The 12,613-nt window shown below is 52.2% G+C and carries 10 protein-coding genes; 9 read left to right on the forward strand and 1 reads right to left on the reverse strand.

All coding sequences use genetic code 11. The annotated features are described in order from the left end of the window. Positions 1–195 precede the first annotated feature (195 nt). The 4 genes from dusB (at position 196) to V1566_RS00670 (ending at position 4,044) form a co-directional block, all read left to right on the forward strand. Positions 196–1,161 carry a tRNA dihydrouridine synthase DusB gene (dusB, locus tag V1566_RS00655; protein WP_023309409.1) on the forward strand — a complete coding sequence of 322 codons (966 nt, stop codon included), beginning with the start codon at positions 196–198 and terminating at the stop codon, positions 1,159–1,161. Positions 1,162–1,184: 23 nt separating this feature from the next. Beyond that, positions 1,185–1,481, forward strand: coding sequence for a DNA-binding transcriptional regulator Fis (gene fis, locus V1566_RS00660; RefSeq protein ID WP_000462905.1), 297 nt, complete (start codon positions 1,185–1,187; stop codon positions 1,479–1,481). A gap of 177 nt (positions 1,482–1,658) precedes the next feature. Next, the gene (locus V1566_RS00665) at positions 1,659–1,823 is read left to right on the forward strand and encodes a DUF2556 family protein (protein WP_023309432.1); all 165 of its coding nucleotides are present in this window, start codon (positions 1,659–1,661) and stop codon (positions 1,821–1,823) included. Between the two features lie 139 nt (positions 1,824–1,962). Beyond that, complete coding sequence (locus V1566_RS00670) at positions 1,963–4,044, forward strand: putative bifunctional diguanylate cyclase/phosphodiesterase (RefSeq protein ID WP_395304805.1); 2,082 nt, start codon at positions 1,963–1,965, stop codon at positions 4,042–4,044. On the opposite strand, the gene envR is transcribed toward V1566_RS00670, so the two are convergent. After that, entirely contained in the window at positions 3,960–4,679 is a 720-nt protein-coding gene (envR, locus tag V1566_RS00675) for an acrEF/envCD operon transcriptional regulator (protein ID WP_395304806.1), read from the reverse strand. The genes V1566_RS00670 and envR overlap by 85 nt on opposite strands. A gap of 387 nt (positions 4,680–5,066) precedes the next feature. Between envR and V1566_RS00680 the strand changes: the two genes are divergently transcribed. From V1566_RS00680 to V1566_RS00700, 5 genes are all read left to right on the forward strand, one after another. Beyond that, positions 5,067–6,206: an efflux RND transporter periplasmic adaptor subunit gene (locus tag V1566_RS00680; RefSeq protein WP_395304807.1), complete on the forward strand. Its 1,140-nt coding sequence runs from the start codon at positions 5,067–5,069 to the stop codon at positions 6,204–6,206. A gap of 11 nt (positions 6,207–6,217) precedes the next feature. Further along, on the forward strand, positions 6,218–9,331 hold the full coding sequence (locus V1566_RS00685) for an efflux RND transporter permease subunit (RefSeq protein WP_395304808.1): 3,114 nt from the start codon (positions 6,218–6,220) through the stop codon (positions 9,329–9,331). Between the two features lie 305 nt (positions 9,332–9,636). After that, positions 9,637–9,858: a lipoprotein gene (locus tag V1566_RS00690; protein WP_008502867.1), complete on the forward strand. Its 222-nt coding sequence runs from the start codon at positions 9,637–9,639 to the stop codon at positions 9,856–9,858. Positions 9,859–10,331: 473 nt separating this feature from the next. Next, the gene (locus V1566_RS00695) at positions 10,332–11,357 is read left to right on the forward strand and encodes an amino acid ABC transporter substrate-binding protein (protein ID WP_395304809.1); all 1,026 of its coding nucleotides are present in this window, start codon (positions 10,332–10,334) and stop codon (positions 11,355–11,357) included. A gap of 67 nt (positions 11,358–11,424) precedes the next feature. Further along, the gene (locus V1566_RS00700) at positions 11,425–12,606 is read left to right on the forward strand and encodes an amino acid ABC transporter permease (protein WP_395304810.1); all 1,182 of its coding nucleotides are present in this window, start codon (positions 11,425–11,427) and stop codon (positions 12,604–12,606) included. Positions 12,607–12,613 lie beyond the last annotated feature (7 nt).

Raw genomic sequence — 12,613 nt, forward strand, 5'->3', positions numbered from 1 at the left:
AAATTGTAAGCGCCTATAAAATAACCATTATCATATAACATAATGATTTAAATAATGAATAATTTTGAACGTAAGGATTGAGCGGCGATTCCTTGATCTACAACAGTGGATTGTTCAAAGTTTGGCCTTTCATCTCGTGCAAAAAATGCGTAATATACGCCGCCTTGCAGTCACAGTATGGTCATTTCTTAACTCATGCGCATCGGACACCACCAGCTTAGAAATCGCCTGATCGCAGCCCCTATGGCAGGTATTACAGACCGGCCGTTCAGGACGCTGTGCTATGAGATGGGAGCCGGTTTAACCGTATCCGAGATGATGTCGTCTAACCCGCAGGTTTGGGAAAGCGATAAATCCCGCCTTCGGATGGTGCACGTTGATGAACCAGGTATTCGCACCGTGCAAATTGCCGGAAGCGTGCCTGAAGAGATGGCAGATGCCGCGCGGATTAACGTGGAAAGTGGTGCCCAGATTATTGATATCAATATGGGGTGCCCGGCCAAAAAGGTGAATCGCAAGCTTGCAGGTTCAGCCCTTCTGCAATACCCCGACCAGGTGAAAGCTATCCTGACGGCGGTTGTCAGCGCAGTGGACGTTCCTGTTACGTTGAAGATTCGCACGGGTTGGTCGCCGGAACACCGTAACTGTGTAGAGATTGCCCAACTGGCCGAAGACTGTGGCATTCAGGCCCTGACCATTCATGGACGCACTCGCGCCTGTTTGTTCAACGGTGAAGCTGAATACGACAGCATTCGGGCAGTTAAGCAGAAAGTTTCCATTCCGATTATCGCGAATGGCGACATAACTGACCCGCTTAAAGCCAGAGCTGTACTCGACTATACGGGAGCTGATGCTCTGATGATAGGACGTGCCGCTCAGGGAAGACCCTGGATCTTCCGGGAAATCCAGCATTATCTGGACACTGGGGAGCTGCTTGCCCCGCTGCCTCTGGCAGAGGTTAAGCGCTTGCTTTGTTCGCATGTTCGGGAACTGCATGACCACTACGGTCAGGCAAAAGGGTACCGAATTGCGCGTAAACACGTCTCCTGGTATCTCCAGGAGCACGCTCCAGATGACCAGTTTCGGCGCACATTCAACGCCATAGAGGATGCCAGCGTACAGCTGGAGGCGTTGGAGGCATACTTCGAAAATCTTGCGTAATGAAATAAAGAGCTGACAGAACTATGTTCGAACAACGCGTAAATTCTGACGTACTGACCGTTTCTACCGTTAACTCTCAGGACCAGGTAACTCAAAAACCCCTGCGTGACTCGGTTAAACAGGCACTGAAGAACTATTTTGCTCAACTGAACGGTCAGGATGTTAATGACCTGTATGAGCTGGTACTGGCTGAAGTTGAACAGCCACTGTTGGACATGGTGATGCAATACACCCGCGGTAACCAAACCCGCGCTGCGCTGATGATGGGTATCAACCGTGGTACTCTGCGTAAGAAACTGAAAAAATACGGCATGAACTGATACTAATCAGTTAAATGCTTGTTTAAAAAGGCGCTCTTCGGCATGGGGAAGCGCCTTTTTTATTACCTGCACCTCTCCGTCAACGCATTGTAAACCTTCGCTTCTCCCGCTTTTCAACCACGGTTTTTCGTGTATATTTCCCCCACCTTACTGGCGCTCTTCTCGCGGAATGACACAATGATTCGTAAATACTGGTGGCTGGTTGTCTTTGCAATCTCCGTTCTCATTTTCGATACGCTCCTGATGCAGTGGATTGAACTGATGAGTACCGAAACCGATAAGTGTCGCAATATGAACTCCGTCAATCCGCTGAAACTCGTGAACTGCTCCGAGCTCGACTAACCGTCCGATTGCGCAAGTCACCCCGTTATTACCCACTAAAAACGGGGATTTAAATCCCTTTGAGCCATTACCTGACGGTGATAATGTCTCGCCCTTCTCAACCGCTCTAGCGTAACCCCACACTCGAGTAGAACCGTCCATGCTGGTCAGCCAATACAACCATATCCTTGTCGTCCTCTCCTTTGTTGTTGCCATCCTTGCTGCGTATACCGCGCTGAACATGGCTGCACGCGTCGCCGGGAGTGAGGGCGTTGCTGCCCGCGTCTGGCTGGCTGGCGGCGGTATTGCAATGGGCATTGGCGTGTGGGCCATGCATTTTATCGGCATGCTGGCGATGGATCTCTCCATGAGCATGAGCTACAACGCCACACTGACGGTGTTATCCATGGTCATCGCCGTGGGTTCGTCGCTGTTTGCGCTATGGCTCGTGAGCTGTGAGCAATTACGCTTGCGCCGACTGCTGCCCGGCGCGCTGGTGATGGGGAGCGGTATTGTTGCTATGCATTACACCGGCATGGCGGCGCTGGAAGTGATGCCGGGGATTATCTGGGACAAGGTCTGGGTGGCCATTTCGATCGCGATTGCGCTTGCCGCTTCGCTCGCGGCATTATGGCTGACTTTCCGCCTGCGTCGCGAAGCCGCGCAGGTCGTGCTGATGCGCATGGGGGCCGCCATCACGATGGGGATTGCCATTGCCGGTATGCACTATGCCGGGATGAAAGCGGCGCAGTTTCCCATGTCCACAATGGTTCATCATGAGGGGATTAACGGGAGCTGGCTGGCGGTGCTGGTCAGCGTCGTCGCGCTCTCTATTCTTGGGATCACCCTGCTGGTGTCGATGCTGGATGCCCGCCTTCAGGCACGTACCGCCCTTCTGGCCTCGTCGCTGGCAGAAGCTAACCGGGAACTCGCTCAACTGGCGCTGCACGATACCCTGACGCGTCTGCCCAACCGTATCCTGCTGGAAGACAGACTCGATCAGGCCATCAGCAAAGCCGATCGTGAAGGGAACCACTTTGCCCTGATGTTCATGGATCTCGACGGTTTTAAAGCCATCAATGACGCCTATGGCCATGATGTCGGTGACAGGCTGCTGGTCGCCGTTACGCAGCGTCTGTTGCTTCTCCTGAAAGGCCAGTTCACCCTGGCACGTATCGGCGGTGATGAGTTTGTTCTGCTGGCAGAGGGTGAAGGCCCGGACGACGCGGCATCGCTGGCAAATTCGCTGGTCCGCGCGATCGATAGCCCGTTCAATCTCGGACCCTATGAACTGGTGGTGACCCTCAGCATTGGTATCGCGCTGTATCCTCACGACGGTAAAACCGAGCGTGAGCTGATGTTTAACGCCGACGCGGCGATGTATCACACGAAGCATATGGGCCGTAACGGTTACCACTTTTTCCAGCCCTCCATGAACACCCTTGCGCAGACCCATCTCCAGTTAATGAACGATCTGTGGATGGCGATCGATCGCAATGAGCTGCGCCTGCTGTATCAGCCAAAATTTCACGCCCCGGCGGGCCCAGTCCTCGGATTCGAGGCGCTATTGCGCTGGCAGCATCCTAAGCAGGGGTTACTGACGCCGGACCTTTTTCTGCCGCTGGCGGAAAAAACGGGGCTGATCATCCCCATTGGCAACTGGGTGATTAATGAAGCCTGTCGCCAGCTGCGGGAATGGCATCTTCAGGGGCATCAAAGCTGGTCAATGGCGGTAAACCTGTCGACACTGCAGTTTGAACAACCTTCGCTGGTTAAAACGGTTCTCGACTGCCTGGCACTTCACCATGTACCACCGGAAATGTTGATCCTCGAAGTGACGGAAACCACGGCGATGAGCAACCCGGATGAGAGCGTACGGGTGCTGACAGAGCTGACGGATGCGGGCGTAAAGGCCTCCATTGATGATTTTGGTACCGGATATTCGAGCCTGCTGTATCTCAAACGCTTACCGGCCTGTGAATTGAAAATCGACAGGGCGTTTGTGAAAGAGCTCAGCGGCGAAAGCGAGGATGCCACTATTGTCTCAGCGATTGTGGCCCTCGCTAAAACACTTAACCTGAAAGTCGTGGCTGAAGGTGTGGAAACCGAAGCACAGCAAGCCTTTTTAACCGAGCTGGGCTGTAACACCCTTCAGGGTTATCTGTTAGGTAAACCCGCCAGCGCGCAGACCATCGAAGCGCTTTGTGCCCGAGGGGAAATGTTACCTGGCGCTGAGCTGTAAGCATCCTCATCAGGCGACACGCGAATGACAGGGAGTGTCGCCAGTATGCTATCGACCAGAGCGGGAGCCTGCTGATAAAGATTAAAACTGCCATTATTCATTAACCAGTTTTTAATTATTCCGCTAAAAAAACCGTGGAATACAATCAAGGTGAGATCAACATTCACCTGTGGCGAAATGATATTGCGCGAAATACAGGTCTCCAGCGTTGCGCGTAGCGTGTCATCATTGAATCCAATGCGGTTTCTGATTTCACGCTCTGAAATCATATCACTGCTAAATTCACACTTATGATACAGAATTTGTAAAAGCGCACATTGCCGGGGTTCATGGGCAATATACTGCAGCGCGGTAATAAATTGCTCACGAAGTTTTAACAACGGATTGTCGCTATCGGAAAGGGAAAGCCTGTCGCGAATAATGTCGCGAAGCGGCAACTGCTGTTCCCAGATGGCATTAAATATTTCTGATTTACTGGTGAAGTGCCAGTAGATCGCGCCGCGCGTCACCTTAGCAGCATCAGCGATATCCGACAGCGTCGTGCTGGCTACGCCACGCGTCGCAAACTGTCCGATAGCCGCCTCAATCAGCTGCTGCCGGGTTTGTTGAGCCTCTTCTTTCTTTTTACGCGCCATAGGTAACTACTCGTTACTCACAAGGTTTAAAGGTAAGATTGCGTTCATGCAAATGTAAGTATTCACTAAAATCCGTTTTAATTTTGCACAAAAAAAGTCAATCACCTCCATTTATAATTAATACAAATATATCGAATTAATTAAATTGATGAGATGAATAATTTGGCAACATTAATCCCACTTACCTGATTAGCATGGCTTAAGTATATCCAGGAATGGACCAGGTTTGATTCTGATTTTTTCTACAAGCATGGTCATTCGCACTTATAAATTAAAAAACATTAAATACCCTCATTATTATACGCAGCTACATTTTATTTTTTATCCCTCTGCCCCAGCTACCGGTTCACGGCATATATCGGTTGATGGGTATTTAAAGGAACAGTAATGACGAATCATTTCAGACGCTTGCCCTTATCCGGTTTCATTGTCTGCGCGGTACTGCTCACTGGATGCGATGGTCAGGAAAATCAACAACAACACCTGCAGGCGCCTCAGGTCAGCGTGCATATTGTGAAAAGTGCGCCTCTGGCTGTCACCACTGAACTCCCGGGCAGAACAGATGCATTTCGCGTTGCAGAGGTTCGTCCTCAGGTTAGCGGTATCATCCTTCGCCGCAACTTCGCGGAAGGTAGCGATGTTAAAGCGGGTGAGTCACTTTACCAGATTGACCCCGCGACCTATCAGGCAGCCTATGACAGCGCGAAAGGCGAACTGGCGAAGGCTCAGGCAGCGGCCAATATTGCGCACCTGACGGTAAAGCGTTATCTCCCTCTGGTAGGCACCCAGTATGTCAGTAAGCAGGAGTATGACCAGGCCGTGGCGACGGCTCAGCAGGCAGATGCCAGCGTAGTTGCCGCAAAAGCTGGCGTTGAAAGCGCACGTATAAACCTTGCCTACACCAAAGTGACCTCTCCTGTTGATGGTCGTATCGGGAAATCCAGCGTGACCGAAGGAGCGCTGGTGACGAACGGACAAGCCGCAGCACTGGCAACGGTCCAGCAACTCGATCCGATTTATGTCGATGTTACCCAGTCCAGTAATGATTTTATGCGCCTGAAACAGACGAGTCTGCAAAAAGGCGATACCGCCAGCAGCGTTGAACTGCTGATGGAGAACGGGCAGCCCTATCCGCTGAAAGGCACACTGCAGTTCTCTGACGTCACGGTCGATGAAAGTACCGGCTCGATTACCCTGCGCGCCATTTTCCCGAACCCTCAGCATCTGCTGTTACCCGGCATGTTTGTTCGCGCCCGCATCGATGAAGGCACCCAGCCGAATGCGATTCTGGTTCCACAGCAAGGCGTGACCCGTACACCGCGAGGCGATGCAACCGTCCTGGTGGTGAACGATAAAAACCAGGTTGAGCCGCGAACCGTCGTGGCTCCTCAGGCAATTGGCGATCGCTGGCTGGTGACGGAGGGGCTGAAAAACGGTGATCGCGTGATTGTTAGCGGGCTACAGAAAGTCAGACCGGGGGTAACCGTCGTCGCCACGCCGGATACCACCACGACTCCAGCCAGTTAAGGGAAGACGACATGGCTAATTTCTTTATTCAGAGACCGGTTTTCGCCTGGGTACTTGCCATCATTTTGATGATTGCAGGCGGGCTGGCCATTCTCAAACTTCCCGTCGCACAGTATCCGACCATCGCCCCTCCCGCCGTGGCGATATCCGCGACCTACCCGGGAGCGGACGCTCAAACGGTTCAGGATACCGTGACCCAGGTTATCGAACAGAACATGAACGGTATCGATAACCTGATGTATATGTCCTCCACCAGCGATTCAGCGGGTAACGTCACCATCACCCTGACCTTCCAGTCAGGAACCGACCCGGACATCGCTCAGGTGCAGGTGCAGAACAAGTTGCAGCTCGCCATGCCACTGCTTCCGCAAGAGGTTCAGCAACAAGGGATTGGCGTGGAGAAATCCAGCAGCAGCTTCCTGCTGGTCGCTGGTTTTGTTTCGGATAATAAAAACCTTACCCAGGATGATATCTCTGACTATGTTGCCTCAAACGTCAAAGATGCTATCAGCCGAACGACAGGTGTAGGCGACGTCCAGCTGTTTGGTGCCCAGTATGCGATGCGCATCTGGCTCGACAGCAATGCGATGAACAAATACCAGCTGACGCCTCTGGATATTATCAACCAGTTGAAAACCCAGAACGATCAGATAGCGGCAGGCCAGCTGGGCGGAACGCCATCCATTCCAGGGCAGCAGCTGAATGCCTCGATCATCGCGCAAACCCGCCTGAAATCACCGGAGGAGTTTGGCCGCGTGACGCTCAAGGTGAATCAGGACGGCTCAATGGTTCATCTGAAGGACGTGGCTCGCATTGAGCTGGGTGGCGAAAACTACAACATGGTCACTAAAATCAACGGGCAGGCGGCAACCGGCCTGGGGATTAAGCTGGCAACCGGGGCAAACGCGCTGGACACGGCGGCCGCCATCAAAAGCAAGCTGGCGCAGCTGCAGCAGTTCTTCCCACAGGGTCTGAAAGTTGTCTATCCCTATGACACCACGCCTTTTGTAAAAATCTCTATCCACGAAGTGGTGAAGACCCTGTTTGAAGCGATCATTCTCGTCTTCCTGGTCATGTACCTGTTCCTGCAAAACCTGCGGGCGACCCTCATTCCGACTATCGCGGTGCCGGTCGTTCTGCTGGGTACCTTCGCGATTCTGGCGGCGTTTGGTTTCTCCATCAATACCCTGACGATGTTCGGCATGGTACTGGCGATAGGTCTGCTGGTCGATGACGCTATCGTGGTCGTTGAGAACGTTGAACGTGTCATGGTCGAGGACAAGCTGCCGCCGAAAGAGGCCACACAGAAGTCGATGGAGCAGATCCAGGGCGCACTGGTCGGGATCGCCATGGTGCTCTCGGCGGTCTTTATTCCGATGGCCTTTTTTGGCGGCTCGACGGGGGCAATCTATCGCCAGTTCTCGCTGACTATCGTTTCCGCTATGGCGTTGTCCGTACTGGTTGCGCTAATCCTGACGCCCGCCCTCTGTGCAACGTTGCTTAAGCCCGTATCCGGCGACCATCATGAGAAAAAAGGTGGTTTCTTCGGCTGGTTTAATGCGCTCTTTGATAAAAGCGTGGAGCACTACAGCAACAGCGTGAGCGGTATTTTGCGTAAGACAGGGCGCTATCTGGTGGTGTACGTCATTATTGTCGGTGGTATGGCGGTGCTCTTCCTGCGCTTGCCCACCTCCTTCCTGCCCGAAGAGGATCAGGGGGTGTTTATGACGATGGTTCAACTCCCGGCGGGTGCAACCCAGACGCGTACTCAGCAAGTCCTGGACCAGGTTCAGGACTACTATCTGAACAAAGAGAAGGCGAACGTTGAATCCGTCTTTACCGTAAACGGCTTTAGCTTTAGCGGCCAGGGACAGAACTCCGGTATTGCATTCGTCAGCCTGAAGCCCTGGGAGGAGCGCCCGGGGTCGGAAAATGGCGTCAAAGCCATTGTGGGTCGCGCGACGAAAGCCTTCGGTCAGATTAAAGATGGCCTTGTGTTCCCGTTTAACCTGCCTGCAATTATTGAGCTGGGTACCGCCACGGGCTTCGACTTTGAATTGATCGATCAGGCTAACCTGGGGCATACACAGTTGACGCAGGCGCGTAACCAACTGCTCAGCATGGTGAAAGAGCACCCTGACCTGCTGGTTCGCGTGCGTCCTAACGGGCTTGAAGATACGCCTCAGTTCAAGCTGGATGTCGATCAGGAAAAAGCGCAGGCGCTGGGCGTCAGTCTTTCTGACGTCAACCAGACGATTTCGACGGCCTTAGGTGGCACCTATGTGAACGACTTTATCGATCATGGGCGTGTGAAAAAGGTCTACGTACAGGCCGACGCAAAATTCCGTATGTTGCCAGGAGATATTAACAACCTTTACGTGCGCAGCGCGAATGGGGAAATGGTCCCGTTCTCCGCCTTTAGCAATGCTCATTGGGTCTATGGTTCACCTCGCCTGGAGCGCTATAACGGGATGCCCTCTATGGAGATCCTGGGTGAATCCGCTCCGGGTAAAAGTACCGGTGAGGCCATGGTTATGATGGAAAGTCTCGCGGCAAAACTGCCTTCCGGCATCGGTTATGACTGGACGGGGATGTCTTATCAGGAGCGGCTCTCGGGTAACCAGGCGCCTGCACTGTACGCCATTTCACTGATCGTGGTGTTCCTGTGTCTGGCAGCGCTGTATGAAAGCTGGTCCATTCCGTTCTCTGTTATGCTGGTTGTACCGCTGGGGGTCATTGGGGCGCTTCTCGCAGCGTCGCTGCGCGGGTTGAATAATGACGTCTATTTCCAGGTCGGCCTGCTGACGACGATTGGTTTGTCGGCGAAAAACGCCATCCTGATCGTCGAATTTGCTAAAGACCTGATGGATAAAGAAGGCAAAGGCATTATTGAAGCCACGCTGGAAGCTTCCAGGATGCGACTTCGACCAATCCTGATGACGTCTCTGGCCTTTATCCTTGGCGTCATGCCGCTGGTGATCAGCACCGGTGCCGGGAGCGGCGCGCAAAACGCCGTCGGTACGGGCGTTATGGGGGGAATGCTGTCCGCAACGCTTCTGGCGATTTTCTTCGTGCCCGTCTTCTTTGTGGTTGTTCGGCGACGGTTTACTCACCATAAAGAGTAATGTTCCCCTAAAAGGCACCTCTGGTGCCTTTTTTTTATTTTTAACATAAACAATGAATTAGGCTTTACATAAAGGCAGTATTAAAAATAGGATGATTTGCATTAAGTAAAAACAGTCTCTTGCCGCTTCATAATGTCTCCATAAATTCCTCCTGAAACCGACTTTTCTCCACGATTTTTACAAACTACATAATTTGAGATTATTCCTCGTGTAACGAGGACTTACCCCGATGGTAAAATAACCTCCAGTTCGTTAATAGCCCTCCTGGCTTTATAGCGGATGAGAAATAATACTGAGGTAACATCATGAAAAGATTCATTTCCGTTGCACTTCTCGCTGCGTTGCTTGCTGGTTGCGCGCACGACTCTCCATGTGTACCGGTTTACGACGACCAGGGCCGACTGGTTCATACCAATACCTGTATGAAGGGCACCACCCAGGATAACTGGGAGACCGCGGGTGCTATCGCCGGCGGTGCTGCCGCAGTAGCGGGTTTGACGCTGGGTATTGTTGCCCTGACGAAGTAACTTCTGTTGAGAAAGCGCGGCTCTGGCCGCGCTTTTGCTTTTAATGAGTGCAGTATTTTCAAATAAGTAAAAAAATAGCCCCGTATTTATTCACGTAATTAATCTAAGCCTGAAGTCAGTCACAACTTTTTCGCATAGCCATTCAAATTACTTATTCTATCGTGATGATTTTCACACATTAATATTATTGAATACCCTGCCAATATTCACCCTGGAAACTATCTCTTCTTTTTGCTGACCCGACTCAAAACTTTTGCTCCGATTTGTGGCACAGGTTGTAATTTCGCACCGTTTCGGGGCGCTCGTTTTATTTAAGCCTGTCTACACTCAGCATTAAGCGTTCACTCGTTTCTTATTTTGTCGAACGCAAAACTGGCATTACGTTTGCTTTATAAACGTTGGCCAAAGCCACAGACAGGTTAAGCGTTTAAAAACGCCTCTATAACGATAAATTTCGCCACACAGGATGCATTATGAAAAAGACGATGATAGCCAGCCTTGCCGCTGCAGGCATGTTGTTTGCCGTAGCCGGTCAAGCCCATGCGGGAACGACACTGGATGCCGTTAAAAAGAAAGGTTTTGTTCAATGTGGTATCAGTGACGGTTTGCCTGGCTTCTCTTATGCCGATGCGAACGGCAAATTTACCGGTATTGATGTGGATGTCTGCCGTGGCGTTGCAGCCGCCGTTTTTGGCGATGACAGCAAAGTAAAATACACCCCGCTGACGGCGAAAGAACGCTTTACGGCGCTGCAGTCCGGCGAGGTCGACATGCTCTCCCGTAATACCACCTGGACTTCCTCCCGTGATGCAGGCATGGGGATGTCATTTACGGGCGTGACCTATTATGACGGCATCGGCTTCCTGACCCACAATAAAGCCGGCCTGAAAAGCGCCAAAGAACTGGATGGTGCCACCGTTTGTATTCAGGCGGGCACCGATACCGAGCTGAACGTCGCGGATTATTTCAAAGCAAATAATATGAAATACACCCCGGTGACATTCGACCGCTCGGATGAATCGGCCAAAGCGCTGGAATCCGGCCGTTGCGACACGCTGGCCTCTGACCAGTCACAGCTGTATGCCTTACGTATTAAGTTGAGCAACCCGGCAGAGTGGATTGTCCTGCCTGAAGTGATCTCCAAAGAACCTCTCGGCCCCGTCGTTCGTCGCGGCGATGAAGACTGGTTCTCCATTGTTCGCTGGACGCTGTTTGCCATGCTGAACGCAGAAGAGATGGGCATCAACTCTAAAAACGTTGATGAGAAAGCCGCTAAGCCATCCAACCCGGATATGGCACACCTGCTCGGTAAAGAAGGTGATTTCGGCAAGGATCTGAAGCTGGATAACAAGTGGGCTTACAACATCATCAAACAGGTGGGCAACTACTCTGAGATCTTTGAGCGCAACGTGGGATCGGAAAGCCCGCTGAAGATCAAACGCGGCCAGAACAATCTCTGGAGCAACGGCGGTATTCAGTACGCGCCACCAGTACGTTAAGTCATAGCTGTAACGGGCACTGCTCAGGCAGTGCCCACTCCAGAGTCATGGTTACTGAGGTTTCTTTATGTCCCATCGCCGCTCAGCCGTAAAAGGATCGCTATCCTTTTCTCATCCCGCGGTCCGCGCCTGGCTATTCCAGATTATTGCTATTGTTGCGGTTGTTCTCATCGCCGTGTATCTCATCCATAACACCATCACCAACCTGAATAATCGCGGTATTACATCCGGTTTCGCGTTTTTAGATCGCAGCGCGGGGTTTGGTATTGTTCAGCACCTTATTGATTACCAGGAAGGTGACACCTACGGACGCGTGTTCGTAGTCGGTTTACTGAATACGCTGTTGGTATCGGCGCTTTGTATCGTCTTCGCGTCAATACTGGGCTTCTTTATTGGCCTGGCGCGTCTTTCTGAAAACTGGCTCCTGCGGAAACTGTCGACAGTTTATATTGAGACATTCCGCAATATCCCCCCGCTCCTGCAGATCTTCTTCTGGTATTTCGCCGTACTGCGTAACCTTCCCGGTCCCCGCCAGGCCGTCGACGCGTTTGAGCTGTTTTTCCTGAGTAACCGTGGGTTGTCCATCCCTTCTCCTCAGCCGGGTGAAGGACTGTACGCTTTCATCGGCGCGATTGCGATAGCGCTTGCTCTCTCTGCTGGGGTATTCCGTTTTAACCGCAAGCATCAGATCAAAACCGGTCAGCTTCGTAGAACCTGGCCCACGGCAGTTGTCCTGATCGTTAGCCTGCCGCTGATCGCACACTGGCTGTTTGGGGCCGCGCTGCACTGGGACATTCCGCATCTGCGTGGCTTTAACTTTCAGGGCGGGATGGTATTAATTCCCGAGCTGGCAGCCCTGACGCTGGCACTGTCGATTTATACCTCCGCGTTTATCGCAGAGATTATCCGTGCAGGGATACAGGCCGTACCTTATGGACAGCACGAAGCGGCACGCTCACTGGGATTGCCCCATACCGTGACGCTTCGCCAGGTCATCATTCCGCAGGCTCTACGGGTCATCATTCCGCCCCTGACCAGCCAGTATCTCAATATTGTCAAAAACTCGTCGCTGGCCGCTGCCATTGGCTACCCGGATATGGTGTCACTCTTCGCCGGAACCGTGCTTAACCAGACCGGACAAGCCATTGAAACCATCGCCATTACGATGTCTGTCTATCTGATCATCAGCCTGGTGATTTCACTGCTGATGAACCTTTATAACCGTCGTATAGCACTGGTCGAGCGCTAAGGATCTA

Origin of the sequence: Enterobacter sp. ECC-019 (assembly GCF_043974075.1) — a bacterium.
GTDB classification, from domain to species: domain Bacteria; phylum Pseudomonadota; class Gammaproteobacteria; order Enterobacterales; family Enterobacteriaceae; genus Enterobacter; species Enterobacter asburiae_D.